Source organism: Achromobacter xylosoxidans (assembly GCF_002192695.1).
Classification (GTDB): domain Bacteria; phylum Pseudomonadota; class Gammaproteobacteria; order Burkholderiales; family Burkholderiaceae_B; genus Achromobacter; species Achromobacter xylosoxidans_C.
Map to the genome: position 1 here is coordinate 1 of NZ_MTLG01000101.1, position 16,636 is coordinate 16,636.

A 16,636-nucleotide genomic window follows, 5' to 3' on the forward strand; every position below is an offset into this window, starting at 1 on the left:
CCTCATCCTCGTCACCGCCTGCGGCGGTTCCTTCGGATTCCGTCGGGCGCATCGAGGTTGCTCGCCTCCACGCCGCCCGCGCCGACGGGCTACGTGCGTGTTGGTCTGTTGCGCTGCTGGAGCTTTGGTCGGGGGCGAGTCTTGGGCTGCCCGTGTTGTTCGGCCGCGCGGGCGGCCGAACAACACGTACATGATTTCTTGAATTTCTATTGTGATCGCTGGCGCGAATGCGGCGATTGGTTTTCTGGTGGTGTCGCCGTCGGGGGGAGGGATGGTGGCTTGCGCATGAATATCCTCTCGCGCCCGCCACCCAGCCGTCCGCGACGACGTGCGGTCTACGAAGCGACACGGCCTTCGCCTGCAAACCCGCAAATCTACGAAGAAGCAAAACAAGCCAGTGTCCGGAAGCCGGCCAGGGGCCGGCTCCAGACTGCGCCTTACGCGAAATTCACCACCACGCGCCGGTTGGTGCGGCTCTTTTTCTCGATCTTCGTAACGATCACCGCGCCGATCTCGCCGGTGTTGGCCACGTGCGTGCCGCCACAGGGCTGGCGATCCACGCCCGGGATTTCGACGATGCGTATGCTGGCGGTGCCGGCCGGGGGCGCAGCGCCCACGGTACGCACCAGGTCGGGTTCGGCGGCCAGTTCCTCGGGCGTGATGCAGTTGATGCTGACGCCGGTGCGAGTCTGGATCAAGGCGTTCAGGCGTTCGGTCAGGTCGGCCTTGTCCAGAGTGGACTCGGGCAGGTCGAAGTCGACGCGCGCGGAGTCGGGTGAAATGCTGCAGCCGGTCACGGGGGCGGGTACCAGCGCGCCGAGCAGATGCAGACAGGTGTGCAGGCGCATGAGGCGATGGCGCCGCGGCCAGTCGATGGCCACCGAGACGCGGTCGCCCACTTGCGGTGGGATGTCGCCTTCCAGCACGTGCAGGATGCGCTGGCGGTCGTCGGCGTAGACGGTGTCGGTCAGCGCCAGCTCGCGGCCGTCGGCCAGCGTCAGTGTGCCGCTGTCGCCCGCCTGGCCGCCGCTGCGCGCGTAGCAGACGGTCTCGTCCAGTTCGACGCCCTCGGGGCTGACCGCGATCACGGTGGCCTCGCATCGGTCCAGGTAAGGGTCTTCGTCGAATCGCTTGCGGGTGGCAGGCATGTACAGGTCTCCGGATGTTTTTTGATGGGGCGGATTCAGGCCAGGATCTTCAGGCCGCCGGCCGTTTCTATCTGCGCGCTCAGGCGGGGCGGCCCGTCGGCCTGTTCCACCTGGATCAGGTGGTCGGCGCCCAGCCAGGCCAAGCCCTGGCGCAGCAGTCCAGCCTGGGGATGGCTGCCGGACAATTGCTTGAGGACCAGGTCCTGGGGCGGCAGGCTGACGCCGGGATAATTCTCGACGTCCCACTGGATCAGCGTGGGCAGCAGGCCGTCGCCGGCCGCGTGGCCGGCTTCGCGCCACGCGGGCAGGCTGCCGTCGTCCGGCACCGTCAGCCGCCAGCGCAACTGCCCGCGTTCCATGGGGATGGCGGGCGGGATGCGCGCGGGATGTTCGGCCTGCATGCGGGTCAGGTCCAGCGGCGCTTCGACCCGCGCCGCCCAATGCGCCAGATAGGGACCTTGGGCGATGCGGGCGCGGACTGCGTCCTGATCCAGTCCGAACCAGCGCGGCCGCGCTGGCGCCGGGGCCTGCGGATCGATGGCGATGACTTCGAGGTAGATGCCGCCCGCCATGCCCAGCACCCGGTTGTGGGTGCCCATGCGGGGATGCGCGCCGCCGCCCGAGGGGGCGATGCCTAGCAGTCCGGCGACGTATTCGGCGCCGCTGTCCAGGTCGGCGGCGGCGATGACGAGGTGATCGATGACGAGTTTCATGGTGCGGCTATGGTAGCGAATCCGCGCGGATCCGTACCCGTACACCGTGGCGGGGGCGGGCGGTACAGTGCCCGCCGCTGGCACAATGGCACCGGACCAGTGTCGAGGGTGACGATATGGCTTTTCTTTTTCTTGCTGCGTTGTATGCGGCGAGCCTGCTGGTCAGCCTGGCTGCCGGCGTCGTGCACGGCAGGCGCCGTGGCTGGCGGGCCGAGGCCACGCGCTTCTGGCTGTTCGTGGCGGGTTGTGTTGCGCTTTCATATCCGGGCAGCCTGCTGCTCGTCAGCCTGGACCCGTACTTCGACGACAACGGCGTGCCGGAATACATTCCGTGGCGTTTACGCTGGGCATGGGCCTGGATCTACGCCGGCTTGCTCCAGTTCGCCGTTATCCCTTGCGCGCTGGGCTTGTGGTTCCTGGCCAGGCGCAAGGCGGCAAGCGCCACGCAATAAAAAACCCGCCGCAATGCGGCGGGTTTCTCTTCAAGCGGAGACGATCAGGCGGCTTCGCCTTCCTCGCCTTCCTTCTTGACCGGCTTGACCAGGTCTTCGCGCTTGACGCCCAGCCACATGGCCAGGGCCGCGGCCACGAACACCGACGAGTAGATGCCGAACCAGATGCCGATGGTCAGGGCCATGGCGAAGTAGTGCAGGGTGGGGCCGCCGAAGAACAGCATGGCCAGCACCATCATCTGCGTGGAACCGTGGGTGATGATGGTCCGCGAGATGGTCTGCGTGATGGCGCTGTTGATGACTTCGTGCACGTCCGCCTTGCGGTACTTGCGGAAGTTCTCGCGGATCCGGTCCATGATGACCACGGATTCGTTCACGGAGTAGCCCAGCACCGCCAGCACGCCCGCCAGCACCGACAGCGAGAATTCCCACTGGAAGAAGGCGAAGAAGCCCAGGATGATCACCACGTCGTGCAGGTTGGCGATCACGCCGGCGACGGCGAACTTCCATTCGAAGCGGAAGCCCAGGTACACCATGATGCCGATGACCACGACCAGCAGGGCCATCAGGCCGTTGTGCAGCAGCTCCTGGCCCACCTGCGGGCCCACGAATTCGACACGGCGCAGCTCGACGCCGGAATCGGCGGTCTTCAGCGCGGCCATGACGGTTTCGCTCTGGGTGGCCGAGGTCTGGCCTTCCTGCAGCGGCAGGCGGATCATGACGTCGTGCGAGGTGCCGAAGTTCTGCACCTGGAAGTCGGTGTAGCCCAGCTTGGAGACCACGCCGCGCACGTTTTCAAGCTGCGCCGTCTGGGCGTAGTTGACTTCCATGACCGTGCCGCCGGTGAATTCGATCGACAGGTGGAAGCCGCGCGTGAGGATGAAGAAAACAGCCGCCAGGAAAGTGACGAGACTGATGATGTTCAGCACCAGCGCGTGGCGCATGAACGGGATGGTGCGGTGAATACGGAAAAATTCCATTTTTCGCCTTCGGCTTTATCTGTGGCGGGCGGCCGGGCCGCCCGCGCTCATGTTCAGTTGGTCTTCGGTTTCCAGACTTCACCGATGGAGATGGTCGTGAGCTTCTTCTTGCGGCCATACCAGAGGTTGGCCAGCGCGCGCACGCCCACCACCGACGTGAACATCGAGGTCAGGATGCCCAGCACGTGCACCACGGCGAAGCCCCGGATCGGGCCCGAACCGAAGGCCAGCAGCGCCAGGCCCACGATCAGCGTGGTGAGGTTGGAGTCGAGAATGGTGCCCCAGGCGCGCTCGAAGCCATGATGGATGGCCTGCTGCGGCGTGGCGCCGGCGCGTAGTTCTTCTCGTATCCGCTCGTTGATCAGCACGTTCGAGTCGATGGCCATGCCCAGTGTCAGCGCAATGGCCGCGATGCCCGGCAGCGTCAGCGTGGCCTGCAGCATGGACAGCAGCGCCAGCAGCAGCAGCACGTTCATGGTCAGGCCGATGGTGGAGAACACGCCGAACAGGTGGTAGTACAGGATGATGAAGACGGCGATGGCCAGGAAGCCGTACAGCGTCGAGTAGAAGCCCTTGGCGATGTTGTCCGCGCCCAGGCTCGGGCCGATGGTGCGTTCCTCGATGATGGACATGGGCGCAGCCAGGGCGCCGGCGCGCAGCAGCAGCGCGGTGTCGGCGGCTTCCTCGGAGCTCATGCTGCCCGAGATCTGCACCTGGCCGCCGGCGATTTCGCCGCGGATGACCGGGGCCGTGACCACTTCGCCCTTGCCGTTTTCGAACAGCAGGATGGCCATGCGCTTGCCGATGTTGTCGCGGGTGACGTCGCGGAAGATGCGGGCGCCCTTGGAGTCCAGGGTCAGGTGGACGGCGGCCTGCTGGGTCTGCGAATCGCGGCCGGGCTGGGCGTCCTGCAGGTTTTCACCCGTCAGGATGACCTGGCGGCGGACCAGGATGGGACGGCCGTCGCGGTCGTTGTAGCGTTCGAGGCCGAAGGGCACGCTGCCGCCCAGCAGCGCGGCCTGCGCGGCGGGGGAGTCGTCGACCATGCGGATTTCCAGCGTGGCGGTGCGGCCCAGCAGTTCCTTGGCCTTGGCCACGTCCTGCACGCCGGGCAGCTGGACCACGATGCGGTCGGCGCCTTGCTGCTGGATGACCGGTTCGGCCACGCCCAGTTCGTTGATCCGGTTGTGCAGCGTGTTGATGTTCTGCTTGAGCGCGGAATCCTGCACGCGGGTGACGGCGGCCGGGTTCAGCGCGGCCATCAGCAGCGGCTTGCCGTTTTCCATGCGCTCGCTGAATTCCAGGTCGGGCAGGCGGCTGCGCAGCGTGGAAATGGCGCGGTCGCGGTCGTCGGTGTCGGCGAAGGTGGCGGCAATGGCCATGCCCGAGCGTTCGACGCCGGCCACGTTGACCTTCTGGTCGCGCAGCACTGAGCGCACGTCGGCGGCCAGGGAGTCGTAGCGGGCGGTCAGGGCGCCCTGCATGTCCACTTGCAGCAGGAAGTGCACGCCGCCGCGCAGGTCCAGGCCCAGGTACATGGGCTTGGGCGCGAACCAGCCCAGGGCGCGCATCCAGGCGGGCGAGGCGGGCAGCAGGTTCAGCGCGACCGTGTAGTGGGGGTCGCCGGCGACGGTGTTGAGGGATTTGTCGATCAGGTCGCGCGCCTGCAGCTGCAGGTCGGTCGACGTGAAGCGGGCGCGCACGGTGCCGAGCGTGCCGTTCTGTTCGTAATAGACCCCTTCATTGGGGATCTTGGCGTCGGTCAGGATCTGCTCGACCCGGCTCAGCATGGCGGGATCGACCTTGATCGTGGCCTTGGCGCTGGAAACCTGGACGGCCGGGGACTCGCCGTAGAAGTTGGGAAGCGTGTACAGCAGGCCGATGATGACCGCGACCAGGACCGTAATGTACTTCCAAAGGGGATAGCGGTTCATTGCCGGCTACTTCATGTAAAAGTGATGAAAGGGCCGCCCGGGCGGCGAGCGCGGCGGGCGGCGGCAGGGCCATCAAGCAACAAGAGCCCGATGGGGCTCCTGTGGGACGCTTACAGGGCCTTGATGGTTCCCTTGGGCAGCACGGTCGAGACCGAGGACTTCTGCATGATCACTTCGACGGGCTTGTCGGCCAGTTCGGAGACTTCGACGGTGACGTAGCTGTCGTTGACCTTGGTGACCTTGCCGAGCATGCCGCCGGCGGTGACCACTTCGTCGCCCTTGGCCAGGGCGGCGATCAGATTGCGGTGTTCCTTCTGGCGCTTCATCTGGGGACGGATCATCAGGAAGTAGAGGATCACGAACATCAGGATGATGGGCAGCATGCCCATCAGCGCGTTGCCCTCGGGGGCGGCCTGGGCCACGACGAGGCTGGCGGTATCGATAACGGACATTGAATTCTCCTGCGTTTAGTCTGTTTGGGTGTTTGTATCTGGTGTTTTTATGCGCCCATCCCCGCGCGAGCCATGGATAGGGCAAGCCGACTATTGTATATAGGTCCTGAAATTCTAATCCACCCCCCGCGCCCGGTCTGCCGCGAACTGCGCGCGCCAGGCGTCGAAGCGGCCTGCGGCGATGGCCTCGCGCATTTCCTTCATGATGGTCAGATAGAAATGCAAGTTGTGCAGGGTGTTCAGGCGCGCGCCGGTGATTTCGTTGGCGCGCTGCAGGTGGTGCAGGTAGGCGCGCGAGAAATTCGCGCAGGTATGGCAGCCGCAGCTGGGGTCCAGCGGGCGGGTGTCGTCGCGGTATTTGGCGTTGCGGATCTTGACGTCGCCAAAGCGCGTGAACAGCCAGCCGTTGCGCGCGTTGCGGGTCGGCATGACGCAGTCGAACATGTCGACGCCGCGGCTCACGCCCTCGACCAGGTCTTCCGGCGTGCCCACGCCCATCAGGTAGCGCGGCGCCTGGGCCGGCAGCTTGGGCGTCACGTGCGCCAGGATGCGCATCATGTCTTCCTTGGGTTCGCCGACCGACAGGCCGCCGATGGCGTAGCCGTGGAAGCCGATTTCCTGCAGCCCGGCCAGGGATTCGTCGCGCAGGGCTTCGTACATGCCGCCCTGGACGATGCCGAACAAGGCATTGGGGTTTTGCAGGCGGTCGAATTCCTCGCGCGAGCGGCGCGCCCAGCGCAGCGACATGCGCATGGAGCGGGCCGCCTCTTCGACGGTGGCGGGGCGACCGTCGATTTCATAGGGCGTGCACTCGTCGAACACCATGACGATGTCGGAATTCAGCGAGCGCTGGATGCGCATGGATTCTTCCGGCGTCAGGAACAGCCGCGCGCCGTCGATCGGGGAGGCGAACTTCACGCCTTCCTCGGTGATCTTGCGCATGCCTTGCAGGCTGAACACCTGGAAGCCGCCGGAATCGGTCAGGATGGGCTTGTCCCACTGCATGAAGCCATGCAGGCCGCCGTGCTTTTCCATGATTTCCGTGCCTGGGCGCAGCCACAGGTGGAAGGTGTTGCCCAGCACGATCTGCGAGCCGATCTCCTTGAGTTCGTGCGGCATCATGGCCTTGACGCTGCCATAGGTGCCCACGGGCATGAAGATGGGGGTCTCGACCACGCCGTGGTTCAGCGTGATGCGGCCGCGGCGGGCGCCGCCGTCGGTGGCGAGCAGTTCGAAATTCAGTCCGGTCATGGGGCGGGGGACTCGATAAACATGGCGTCGCCATAGCTGAAGAAGCGGTAGCGCTCGGCAACGGCGTGGGCGTAGGCGCGGCGTATCGGTTCTACGCCGGCCAGCGCCGACACCAGCATCAGCAGGGTCGACTGGGGCAGGTGGAAGTTGGTGACCAGGGCGTCGATGACGCGGTACCGGTAACCGGGGGTGATGAAGAGGCGGGTATCGCCCTGGGCGGCGGCCAGCGGCAGGCCGGGGGCGGTGCGCCCTTCGGTCTGGGCGGCGGCGGATTCCAGGGCGCGCACGCTGGTGGTGCCGACGGCGATGACGCGGCCGCCGCGGCTGCGGGCGGCGGCGATGGCGTCGACCGTGGCTTGCGGCACGGTGAACCATTCGGCGTGCATGACGTGGTCGGCCAGGTTGTCCACGCGCACCGGCTGGAAGGTGCCCGCGCCCACGTGCAGCGTGACGAAGGCGCGTTCGACGCCCATCGCGGCCAGGCGGTCCAGGGTGGGCTGGTCGAAGTGCAGGCCGGCGGTGGGCGCGGCCACCGCGCCCGGTTCGCGGGCGTAGACGGTCTGGTAGCGCTCGTCGTCGCCGCTGTCGGCCTCGTGCGTGATGTAGGGCGGCAGCGGCGTCGCGCCGTGGGCGTCCAGCAGGTCCAGCACCGGGCCGGGGAAGCGGATGTCGAAGAGTTCGCCTTCGCGGCCCAGCACGGTGGCGTCGAAGGCGTCGGCCAGGCGCAGCACCATGCCCGGGCCGGGCGACTTGCTGGCGCGCACGTGGGCCAGGACCCGGTCGGGTTCGGTGATGCGCTCGACCAGCACCTCGATCTTGCCGCCGGTGATCTTGTGGCCGTTCAGCCGCGCCTTGATGACGCGGGTGTCGTTGAAGATCAGCAGATCTTGCGGACGCAGCAGCGCGGCCAGGTCGGCGAACTGCCGGTCGTGCAGCTGGCCGGCGCCGTCCAGGTGCAGCAGGCGGCTGCCGGTGCGTTCGGCGGCGGGCGCCTGGGCGATGAGCTCGGGCGGCAGTTCGTAATTGAAATCGGCAACGGTGAGGGACTGGGTCACGCGGCTATCCGTCCGGCAAGGGCGGCAAAAAGAGGGCGAAAACGGGCCAGGCGGGCCCGGGGCAACCCTGTATTGTAAAGCGGCCGCAAGATCGGGGCGCCCGGCCCGGGGACGGATGGCCGCCCCGGCTGCATTCAGCGCGCCGGGTTCCAGCCCAGCCGGCGCGAGCAATCCGCCGCCGCCGCCGTCAGCGCCCGCACCGGTTCGCCGTCGGCCGACAGGTCGAATCCCCCGTGCAGTCCCAGGCTGGTGATGGCGCCGGCCAGATGGCCCTGGGCATCCAGCACCGGCACCGAGGCCGAATTGATGCCGTGCAGCAGGTGGCCGCTGACGCTGGCGTAGCCGCGCTTGCGGGTCGCCTGCCACTGGCGGCGCAGCGCGGCGGAGAGGTCGGCGGGCGGCTCGGCCGCATCCAGCATACGGGCGGCCTCGGGATCATGCGCCCGCAGCGCCTCCCATTCGGACAGCGCCCGCGGCAGGGTCAGGGCCTCGGGCAGCCAGGCGGCGAAGACGCGGCCGGTGGCACTGTTGAGCAGGGGCAGCACCGAGCCCACCCGCACGTTGACGGTCACCGGCAGCCGCGCGTCGCGCCATTGCACGATGGTGGGGCCGTGCTGGCCCCAGACCGAGATGAACACGGTCTGGCCGATGGCGGCGCTCAGGCCGTCCAGGCTGCCGGCCGCCAGCTTCACGAAATCCACTTCGGCCAGCGCCGCCAGTCCGGTATGCAGGGCCTGGGGCCCCAGCCGGTAGCGGGCGCTGGCCGCGTCCTGCTCCACATAGCCGCGCCGTTCCAGCGATACCAGGTAGCGGTGCACCTTGGCGCGCGGCATGTTCAGGCTGCGGCCCAGCTCGGACACGGACAGGGCGCCGCCCAGTTCGGCCAGCCGGGTCAGCACGTCCAGGGCGATTTCGGCTGATTGGATCCCCGTGCTGCTATCTGTTGACATGAGGTTGTCTCTTATTAGAATACGTGTATCACTAAAAAATACAGCGCTTGCCAGCCACTGGCAACGTGGAGACCAGCAAGAACGCAGCCGCGCCGCGCTGCGAGGCCGTGCGGACAAACCCGCAGCAGGCCCCCGAGGTGCCCGCCCGCCGGGTTCCCCGCCGTATAAACAGAGTTCCACGCCGTAGCGGATCGGCGCCAAGCATAAGACATCCGCGCATCCAAGGAGACACCGCATGACCCCTCGTCGTACCCTCATGGCCGCCGCGCTGGCCGCCCTGCTGGCAGCGGGCGCCGCGCCCGCGCTGGCCCAGGTGAAAATCGGCGCCACCCTGTCCACCACCGGCCCCCAGGCCTCGCTGGGCATCCCCGAACGCAACACGATCAGCCTGCTGCCCACCGAGATCGGCGGCGTCAAGGTCGAGTACGTGGTGCTGGACGACGCTTCCGACACCACCCGTGCCGTCAGCAATTCCCACAAGCTGATCTCGGAGAACAAGGTGGACCTGATCGTCGGGTCCACCACCACCCCCAACACCATGGCCATGCTGGACACGGTGGCCAGCGGCGCCACGCCGGTGATCACGCTGGCCTCTTCGGCGCGGCTGATCGAGCCCATGGACGACAAGCGCCGCTGGGTGTTCAAGACGCCGCACTCCGATTCGCTGATGGCCGAGGGCATTGCGCGCCATGCGGCGGCCAATGGCGTCAAGAAGCTGGCCTTCATCGGCTTCAACAACGCGCTGGGCGAGACCTTCTGGGTGGAAATCGAGAAGGCGGCCAAAAAGCACGGCATCGAGGTGGTGGGCAAGGAGGCCTTCGCGCCCACGGACACGTCCGCCGTGGCCCAGACCCTGAAGGTGATCGGCGCCGCGCCCGACGCCGTGGTGGTCGGCGCCTCGGGCACGCCCGCCGCGATGCCGGCCCGGGCGCTGCGCGAACGCGGCTACAAGGGCAAGATCTATTTCAACCACGGCGTGGCCAACAACGACTTCCTGCGCGTCTGTGGCGACGCCTGCGAGGGCGCCTGGGTGCCGGTGGGGCCGGTGATGGTGGCCGACCTGCTGCCGGATACCAACCCCGTCAAGTCCACCGCCCAGGCCTTCGCCAAGAAGTACGAGGCGGCCAATGGCGCGGGCAGCGTGTCCCTGTTCGCCGCCTACACCTGGGACGTCGGCCTCTTGCTGCAGCAGGCCATCCCGGTGGCGTTGAAGACCGCCAAGCCCGGCACGCCCGAATTCCGGGCGGCGCTGCGCGACGCGCTGGAGAACGTCAAGAACCTGCCCACCGCGACCGGCGTGGTCAACATGAGCCCCACCGACCATAACGGGCTGGATGAGCGGGCGCTGGTGATGGCGACCGTGGCTTCCGGCAAGTGGAGGCTGCAGAAATAAGGAGGAAGGTCCCGACGTCGCGCATGCAATATGTATCTGCTGCGTCCTCAAAAGGCCTTTTTTGCTTGTTTGGGGCGGACGGGGGAAGGCCCCCCGCGCCGCAAGCGTCCCAGGTTTTGTATGCTCTCGGTTTTGCAGGACGAGCAACCGGGTGGGCGTGGCATGACGGGACGAGCGAATATGCGTAGGGGCGGGCTGAAGCGGTGGCTGGCCGGCGGGCTGCTGGCCGCGGTGGCGGGCGTGGCCTGGGCGCAGGTGCCCGGCCTGCCGCCCAACGTGGTGAACGCCTGGAAAGCCAGCAAGCTGCCCGACAGTTCCCTGTCCCTGGTGGTGCAGGAAGTGGGCGGGCCGCGCCTGGTGGCGCTGAACGCCAAGGAATCGCGCAATCCCGCCTCGGTGATGAAGCTGGTCACGACCTGGGCCGCGCTGTCCGAGCTGGGGCCCAACTACGTCTGGCGCACCGAATTCATGACGGCGCCGGGCGCGCGGCCCGATGCCAAGGGCGTGCTGAGCGGCCCGCTGTACCTGCGGGCTGGCGGCGATCCGCAATTCCTGCTGCAGGACCTGTGGGTGCTGCTGCGCGAACTGCGCCTGCGCGGCGTCAAGCAGATCAACGACCTGGTGATCGACCGCAGCATCTTCGGCCAGGTCGCGACCGACCCCGGCGCCTTCGACGGCGCCCCGGACCGGGCCTACAACGCCAGCCCGGACGCCCTGATGGTGGGTTTCGGCGCCATGCGGCTGCTGTTCACGCCCGATCCCGCCGCCAACAAGTGGGTGCCGCTGATCGACCCGCCGCTGCCGGGCCTGAAGATCGAGGGCCGCGTCGAATGGAGCGACGCCCGCTGCCCGGGTCCCCCGGTGGTGACGACCGAGCCCGTGATCACCCAGCAGGGTGTGACCATACGCGTGAATGGCAAGGTCGCCGGCTCCTGCGGCGAATTCAGCCTGTACCGCCTGGCGCTGTCGCAGCCCGAGTACGCCACCGAAGTGTTCCGCATGCTGTGGAAGGAACTGGGCGGCACGTTCAAGGGCCAGGTCCGTTCCGGCATGGTGCCGCCCGACGCGGTGGTGCTGGCCTCGCATGATTCGCCCACGCTGGCCGAGGCGATCCGCCAGATCAACAAGCGCAGCAACAACGTCATGGCGCGCACCTTGCTGCTGACCTTGGGCGCCGAACGCGGCCGCCGGCCCGCCACGGTCTCCAGCAGCGAAGCCGTGGCCAAGGGGCTGCTGGCCAAGCAGGGCCTGGACATGCCCGAGCTGGTCATCGACAACGGCGCCGGCCTGTCGCGCGACGCCCGGGTGTCGGCCGACAGCCTGGCGTCGATGCTGACCGTGGCGTGGAATTCGCCGGTCATGCCCGAGTACATTTCTTCCTTTGCGATCGCGGGGGTGGACGGCACGGTGCGCCGCCGCCTCAAGGGCGATGGCACCCTGGGCATGGCCCACCTGAAGACCGGGTCGCTGCGCGACGTGCGTTCCATCGCGGGTTATGTGCTGGGCGCCAGCGGCAAGCGCTACGTGGTGGTCAGCATCGTCAACCACGAGCAGGCGGGCGCCGTGCGCGCCTTCGACGACGCCTTGATCGCCTGGCTGGCCGAACAATAAGCATGCATGCTTCGCGCCGGCAGGAATCTTTGGCCGATCCTGCCGGCGGTCAATAACAATTCCCTTCCAAACCGATTACGATCCTCAGATGTGGCTCGATGGGCGACGCAAAAGCGCGCCGCGCCGTCATGGTTCCGCCTGAGGCGAATACCCTGTCTATCAATATTCTGGAGAGTTACGCACATGCCCGTGCACGAAATCCGCCATCCGCTGATCCGCCACAAGCTCGGGATCATGCGCCGCGCCGACCTCAGCACCAAGAGCTTCCGTGAGCTGTCGCAGGAAGTGGGCGCGCTGCTCACTTACGAAGCGTCCAAGGACCTGCCGCTGGCGCCCGCCACGGTCGAGGGCTGGTGCGGTTCGGTGCAGGTCGAGAAGATCGCCGGCAAGAAAGTCACCGTGGTGCCCATCCTGCGCGCCGGCATCGGCATGCTGGACGGCGTGCTCAGCCTGATTCCGGGCGCCAAGGTCAGCGTGGTGGGCGTGGCCCGCAATGAAGAAACGCTGGAAGCGCATACCTACCTGGAACGCCTGGTGGGCGAACTGGACCAGCGCCTGGCGCTGATCGTCGATCCGATGCTGGCCACCGGCGGCTCCATGGTCGCCGCGATCGATCTGCTCAAGCGCGCCGGCTGCAAGGAAATCCGCGCCCTGGTGCTGGTCGCCGCGCCCGTGGGCATCGATGCCGTGCTGGCCAAGCACCCCGACGTGCACATCTACACCGCGTCCATCGACGACGGCCTGAATGAACATGGCTACATCATGCCTGGCCTGGGCGACGCCGGCGACCGCATCTTCGGCACCACGCAGAAGACGGAATAGCGGCCGAGGTACGGCCGCAAGCAAAAACGCCAGCCTGCAGGCTGGCGTTTTTGCATTGGGTCCGCGGCGCCTCAGGCCGCCAGACGCTCCAGGCGTCCGTCCAGATGCTGGCCGAACCACTGCAATTGCGCAGCCAATCCCGCCACTTCGCCCACGATCAAGAGCGCGGGCGAGCGGATCGCGTGTTCGGCGGCCAGGGCCGGCAGCTGTTCCAGCGTGCCCGAGAGCACGCGTTGTTCGGGCCGGCTGCCGTTCTCGATCAGCGCGAAGGGCGTGTCCGGCGAGCGGCCGTGGGACAGCAGGCGGCCGGTCAGCAGATCCAGCTGGCCTACCCCCATATAGAAGGCCAAGGTCTGTTTCTCACGGGCCAGCGCGGGCCAGTCCAGATTGTCTTCGTCCTCGCGGCAATGCGCGGTGACCAGGCGGACGGACTGGGCGTGCTCCCGGTGGGTCAGCGGGATGCCGGCATAGGCGGCACAGGCCAGCGCGGCGGTGATGCCGGGCACCACTTCATAGCGCACGCCGTGCGCGCGCAGGTATTCCAGTTCCTCTCCGCCCCGGCCGAAGATGAAGGCGTCGCCGCCCTTCAGACGCACCACGCGGCGGCCGGCGCGCGCGTGTTCGACCATTAGCCTGTGGATGCGGGCCTGGGTGGCGTTATGGTCCTCGCCGGGCAGCTTGCCGACCGATATGCGTTCGGCGTCGCGGCGCGCCAGCGACATGACCTCGCCGCTGACCAGGCGGTCGTGCAGGATGACGTCGGCCTCGTTCAGCGCGCGCAATGCCTTCAGCGTCAGCAGGCCGGGGTCGCCCGGTCCTGCGCCCACCAGCACCACGCTGCCGGCGTCGGGCGCCCGTGGCGCGGCCAAGGCCGACGCCAGCGCGGCCTCGGCCTGGGCCGGCTGCTGCTGGCGCAGGAAGCCGGCCACCGGGCCGTCCAGCAGCCAGTCGTAGAAGCGGCGGCGCGCGCCCAGGTCGGGATGGCTGGCGCGGATGCGCTTGCGGTAGCTGGCGGCCAGTCCGGCCAACTGGCCCAGGGTATGGTCGAACAGCGATTCGATGCGTTCCCGGATGCGCCGCGCCAGCACCGGCGCCACGCCAGACGAGGAAATCGCGACGATCACGGGCGAGCGGTCGACGATGGACGGCACCTGGAAGGACGACAGTTCGGGGTCGTCCACCACGTTGCTGAAGATGCGCCGGGCTTCGGCGGCCTCGGACACGGCGGCGTTGGTGTCGCGGTCATCGGTGGCGGCGACCACCAGCCAGACCTGGTCGAGCCAGGCGGGATCGAAGCGTCCTGCCAGATGGCGGATGCGGCCTTCGGCCGCCAGCGCGGCCAGGGCGGGCGTCAGTTCCGGCGCGCCCAGCAGCACGTCGGCCGAGGCTTCCAGCAGCGACAGCGTCTTGCGTTCGGCGACGGCGCCGCCGCCTACCACCAGGACCGGTCTGTCTTTCAGATCGGCAAAAATCGGGAAAAGCTTCATGAATGCCAGCCTCGGGCGTACCCGGCATAGTGTCGTTGGATCATAGGAAGGGGGCTTCATCCCCACAACTTTTGATTTCTTTGTTCCATATAACCAAAGCTTATTAAGTGGATTTGCCCAGCCAGGCGCTCATCTCCACGACTTCGCGGGCGACCTCGCCCAGCCGCTTCTGGCTTTGCATGGCGCGCTGGCGCAACAGGCCGTGGGCCTCGTCCTCGGAAATCGAGCGCGCCTTCATCAGGATGCCCTTGGCCTTTTCCACCCATTGGCGGTCGGCCAGGCGCGATTGCGCCTCGCGCAGTTCCTCGCGCCGCGACTTCTCCATGGCGAAGCGCTCGATCGCCACCGTCAGCAGCGGCTCGATGCGTCCGGCGGGCACGTCGCCCACCACGTAGGCGGCGACCCCGGCGCGCAAGGCGCTGCGTATGGTTTCGCGATTGCCGTTGTCGGTGAACATCACCACCGGGCGGTCGCTGTGCTCGCTGGCGACGCAGACGTTCTCCAGCGTGTCGCGGCCGGGCGCGTCGCTGTCTATCAACACGACGTCGGGTGCGGCTTGCGCGATGGCGGCGGCCAGGTCCATGTCCGGCGCCATTTCGGCCACGACATGTACGCCCGCCGCGGCCAGCGTTTGCCGCAGCGACGCCGCGCGTCCTTCGCCATCGTTGAGCAGCATGACCTTGAGCATGAGATTCCCCCTGATGCTTTCAGTCATGCAAGTTCCATGCCATCGCATTTCGTGGCGCGGGCAGCCGGTGGCGCACAGCCGCGGAGCGCGGACCGCACGCGGATGGTGCACTGCCGCAACCGGCTGCGCACCAAGTTGGTTCGCGCCCTGTTTTCCGTTGTTCCGCAGCGCGCGCCGGTTGGTGAGGCAGCGCCAGCGCGGGCGCGGCCTGGCGGCCCCTCAAGCCATGTTTTTTCCTTTCTGGCACACCGTTTGCTTCAGTGGAATCGGGCGGCCAACGAAGGTTGCCCGACGCAACGCGCCGCAACCTGCGGCTAGGGACAACGACGTTCCGCAGCGCCACCGGATGGGAATCCATGGCGCGCGGGACGTTTTTTTTGCCAGGAGCCATGCATGACGCCATCGACCCATAGCCCCTCCACCGACGCCGCCGCAGCCGGGGATCTCGGCGCCAACGCCGCACGCCGCAAATGGCTTTGCGGCACGGCGCGCGCGGTGGCCGGCGCCAGCCTGCTGTCGCTGGTCGATCCGCTGGTGCGTGCCGGCGCCTGGGCCGCCGGCACCGACGCGCCCGAGAAGACCGAGGTCAAGATCGGCTTCATTCCGCTGACCGACTGCGCCTCGGTCGTGATGGCCTCGGTGCTGGGCCTGGACAAGAAGCACGGCGTGACGATCACGCCTTCCAAGGAAGCGTCCTGGGCCGCCGTGCGCGACAAGCTCATGAACGGCGAGCTGGACATGGCGCACGTGCTTTACGGCCTGGTCTACGGCGTGCACCTGGGCATAGGCGGACCGAAGAAGGACATGGCCGTGCTGATGAGCCTGAACCAGAACGGCCAGGCCATCACGCTGTCGAACAAGCTGCTGGCCGCGGGCGTGCGCGACGGCGAATCGCTGGCCAAGCTGATGGCGTCCGACAAGCGCGAATACACCTTTGCCCAGACCTTTCCCACCGGCACGCACGCGATGTGGCTGTACTACTGGCTGGCGACCTACGGCATCCATCCCATGAAGGACGCCAAGGTCATCACCGTGCCGCCGCCGCAGATGGTCGCCAACATGCGCGTGGGCAATATGGACGGCTACTGCGTGGGCGAACCCTGGGGCGCTCGCGCCATCCTGGACAAGATCGGCTACACCGCCGTCACTTCGCAGGGCATCTGGACCGACCATCCCGAGAAGGTGCTGGGCACGAGCGCGGACTTCGTGGCGCGCCACCCGAACACCGCGCGCGCGGTTACGGCCGCCATACTCGAAGCCAGCAAGTGGATAGACGCCTCGCCCGCCAACCGCCAGAAAACCGCCGAGACCATCGCGGCCAAGTCCTACGTCAATACGGACGCCAGCGGCATCGTCGACCGCATGCTGGGCCGCTACGACGATGGGTTGGGGAAAAGCTGGACGGACGAGCACGCCATGCGCTTTCACGCCGATGGCGCAGCCAATTTTCCGTACCTCAGCGACGGCATGTGGTTCCTGACGCAGCACAAGCGCTGGGGGCTGCTGAAGGAACATCCCGACTATCTGGCGATGGCGAAACAGATCAACCGGATCGACCTCTACAAGCAGGCCGCGCAGGCCGCCGGCGTGGCGCTGCCGGCCAGCGAGATGCGTACTTCGAAACTCATCGACGGCGTGGTCTGGGACGGCAGCAACCCTGCCGCCTACGCCGACGGATTCAAGGTCAAGGCCTGAGCGCC

At 67.4% G+C, this 16,636-nt stretch carries 15 protein-coding genes; 5 read left to right on the forward strand and 10 right to left on the reverse strand.

The annotated features are described in order from the left end of the window. Nucleotides 1–437: 437 nt before the first annotated feature. Both BRO63_RS24365 and BRO63_RS24370 read right to left on the reverse strand, forming a co-directional pair. On the reverse strand, nt 438–1,148 hold the full coding sequence (locus tag BRO63_RS24365; RefSeq protein WP_088142269.1) for an alanyl-tRNA editing protein: 711 nt from the start codon (nt 1,146–1,148) through the stop codon (nt 438–440). A gap of 35 nt (nt 1,149–1,183) precedes the next feature. Further along, entirely contained in the window at nt 1,184–1,861 is a 678-nt protein-coding gene (locus tag BRO63_RS24370; RefSeq protein ID WP_088142270.1) for a VOC family protein, read from the reverse strand. A 116-nt stretch (nt 1,862–1,977) separates the two neighbouring features. Between BRO63_RS24370 and BRO63_RS24375 the strand changes: the two genes are divergently transcribed. Continuing rightward, entirely contained in the window at nt 1,978–2,313 is a 336-nt protein-coding gene (locus BRO63_RS24375) for a hypothetical protein (RefSeq protein WP_143219511.1), read from the forward strand. A gap of 44 nt (nt 2,314–2,357) precedes the next feature. On the opposite strand, the gene secF is transcribed toward BRO63_RS24375, so the two are convergent. The 6 genes from secF to BRO63_RS24405 all read right to left on the reverse strand — a co-directional run bounded on the left by secF (nt 2,358) and on the right by BRO63_RS24405 (nt 8,935). Continuing rightward, entirely contained in the window at nt 2,358–3,293 is a 936-nt protein-coding gene (gene secF, locus BRO63_RS24380) for a protein translocase subunit SecF (RefSeq protein WP_088142272.1), read from the reverse strand. Nucleotides 3,294–3,346: 53 nt separating this feature from the next. Beyond that, nucleotides 3,347–5,227, reverse strand: a complete 1,881-nt coding sequence (gene secD, locus BRO63_RS24385) for a protein translocase subunit SecD (protein ID WP_088142273.1) — start codon at nt 5,225–5,227, stop codon at nt 3,347–3,349. Between the two features lie 110 nt (nt 5,228–5,337). Beyond that, nucleotides 5,338–5,679, reverse strand: a complete 342-nt coding sequence (yajC, locus tag BRO63_RS24390; RefSeq protein WP_013395762.1) for a preprotein translocase subunit YajC — start codon at nt 5,677–5,679, stop codon at nt 5,338–5,340. A 114-nt stretch (nt 5,680–5,793) separates the two neighbouring features. Then, a complete protein-coding gene (gene tgt, locus BRO63_RS24395; protein ID WP_088142274.1) occupies nt 5,794–6,930 on the reverse strand; it encodes a tRNA guanosine(34) transglycosylase Tgt in 1,137 nt (378 codons plus the stop codon). Continuing rightward, nucleotides 6,927–7,985 carry a tRNA preQ1(34) S-adenosylmethionine ribosyltransferase-isomerase QueA gene (gene queA / locus BRO63_RS24400; RefSeq protein ID WP_088142275.1) on the reverse strand — a complete coding sequence of 353 codons (1,059 nt, stop codon included), beginning with the start codon at nt 7,983–7,985 and terminating at the stop codon, nt 6,927–6,929. Before queA ends, tgt begins: the two co-directional genes overlap by 4 nt. A 134-nt stretch (nt 7,986–8,119) precedes the next feature. Next, on the reverse strand, nt 8,120–8,935 hold the full coding sequence (locus tag BRO63_RS24405) for an IclR family transcriptional regulator (RefSeq protein WP_088142276.1): 816 nt from the start codon (nt 8,933–8,935) through the stop codon (nt 8,120–8,122). Between the two features lie 235 nt (nt 8,936–9,170). Here BRO63_RS24405 and BRO63_RS24410 point away from each other — a divergent pair, with 235 nt between their 5' ends. The 3 genes from BRO63_RS24410 to upp all read left to right on the forward strand — a co-directional run bounded on the left by BRO63_RS24410 (nt 9,171) and on the right by upp (nt 12,761). Next, the gene (locus tag BRO63_RS24410; protein ID WP_054451549.1) at nt 9,171–10,328 is read left to right on the forward strand and encodes an ABC transporter substrate-binding protein; all 1,158 of its coding nucleotides are present in this window, start codon (nt 9,171–9,173) and stop codon (nt 10,326–10,328) included. A 162-nt stretch (nt 10,329–10,490) separates the two neighbouring features. Further along, nucleotides 10,491–11,939, forward strand: a complete 1,449-nt coding sequence (dacB, locus tag BRO63_RS24415; RefSeq protein WP_373557793.1) for a D-alanyl-D-alanine carboxypeptidase/D-alanyl-D-alanine endopeptidase — start codon at nt 10,491–10,493, stop codon at nt 11,937–11,939. Nucleotides 11,940–12,122: 183 nt separating this feature from the next. Further along, nucleotides 12,123–12,761, forward strand: coding sequence for a uracil phosphoribosyltransferase (gene upp, locus BRO63_RS24420; RefSeq protein ID WP_013395748.1), 639 nt, complete (start codon nt 12,123–12,125; stop codon nt 12,759–12,761). 71 nt (nt 12,762–12,832) lie between these two features. Here upp and cysG read toward each other — a convergent pair whose 3' ends face one another. Both cysG and BRO63_RS24430 read right to left on the reverse strand, forming a co-directional pair. Further along, the gene (gene cysG / locus BRO63_RS24425; protein WP_088142278.1) at nt 12,833–14,248 is read right to left on the reverse strand and encodes a siroheme synthase CysG; all 1,416 of its coding nucleotides are present in this window, start codon (nt 14,246–14,248) and stop codon (nt 12,833–12,835) included. A 103-nt stretch (nt 14,249–14,351) separates the two neighbouring features. Further along, complete coding sequence (locus tag BRO63_RS24430) at nt 14,352–14,963, reverse strand: ANTAR domain-containing response regulator (RefSeq protein ID WP_256943399.1); 612 nt, start codon at nt 14,961–14,963, stop codon at nt 14,352–14,354. A gap of 366 nt (nt 14,964–15,329) precedes the next feature. On the opposite strand from BRO63_RS24430, the gene BRO63_RS24435 reads away from it, so the two are divergent. After that, nucleotides 15,330–16,631: a CmpA/NrtA family ABC transporter substrate-binding protein gene (locus BRO63_RS24435; protein WP_088142280.1), complete on the forward strand. Its 1,302-nt coding sequence runs from the start codon at nt 15,330–15,332 to the stop codon at nt 16,629–16,631. Nucleotides 16,632–16,636 lie beyond the last annotated feature (5 nt).

What these genes read in the sequence shown, in the direction of transcription:
- BRO63_RS24365 (WP_088142269.1), bottom strand. Translation starts at nt 1,148, where the DNA reads ATGCCTGCCACCCGCAAGCGATTCGACGAAGACCCTTACCTGGACCGA.
- BRO63_RS24370 (WP_088142270.1), bottom strand. Translation starts at nt 1,861, where the DNA reads ATGAAACTCGTCATCGATCACCTCGTCATCGCCGCCGCCGACCTGGAC.
- BRO63_RS24375 (WP_143219511.1), top strand. Translation starts at nt 1,978, where the DNA reads ATGGCTTTTCTTTTTCTTGCTGCGTTGTATGCGGCGAGCCTGCTGGTC.
- secF (WP_088142272.1), bottom strand. Translation starts at nt 3,293, where the DNA reads ATGGAATTTTTCCGTATTCACCGCACCATCCCGTTCATGCGCCACGCG.
- secD (WP_088142273.1), bottom strand. Translation starts at nt 5,227, where the DNA reads ATGAACCGCTATCCCCTTTGGAAGTACATTACGGTCCTGGTCGCGGTC.
- yajC (WP_013395762.1), bottom strand. Translation starts at nt 5,679, where the DNA reads ATGTCCGTTATCGATACCGCCAGCCTCGTCGTGGCCCAGGCCGCCCCC.
- tgt (WP_088142274.1), bottom strand. Translation starts at nt 6,930, where the DNA reads ATGACCGGACTGAATTTCGAACTGCTCGCCACCGACGGCGGCGCCCGC.
- BRO63_RS24405 (WP_088142276.1), bottom strand. Translation starts at nt 8,935, where the DNA reads ATGTCAACAGATAGCAGCACGGGGATCCAATCAGCCGAAATCGCCCTG.
- BRO63_RS24410 (WP_054451549.1), top strand. Translation starts at nt 9,171, where the DNA reads ATGACCCCTCGTCGTACCCTCATGGCCGCCGCGCTGGCCGCCCTGCTG.
- dacB (WP_373557793.1), top strand. Translation starts at nt 10,491, where the DNA reads ATGACGGGACGAGCGAATATGCGTAGGGGCGGGCTGAAGCGGTGGCTG.
- upp (WP_013395748.1), top strand. Translation starts at nt 12,123, where the DNA reads ATGCCCGTGCACGAAATCCGCCATCCGCTGATCCGCCACAAGCTCGGG.
- cysG (WP_088142278.1), bottom strand. Translation starts at nt 14,248, where the DNA reads ATGAAGCTTTTCCCGATTTTTGCCGATCTGAAAGACAGACCGGTCCTG.
- BRO63_RS24430 (WP_256943399.1), bottom strand. Translation starts at nt 14,963, where the DNA reads ATGACTGAAAGCATCAGGGGGAATCTCATGCTCAAGGTCATGCTGCTC.
- BRO63_RS24435 (WP_088142280.1), top strand. Translation starts at nt 15,330, where the DNA reads ATGACGCCATCGACCCATAGCCCCTCCACCGACGCCGCCGCAGCCGGG.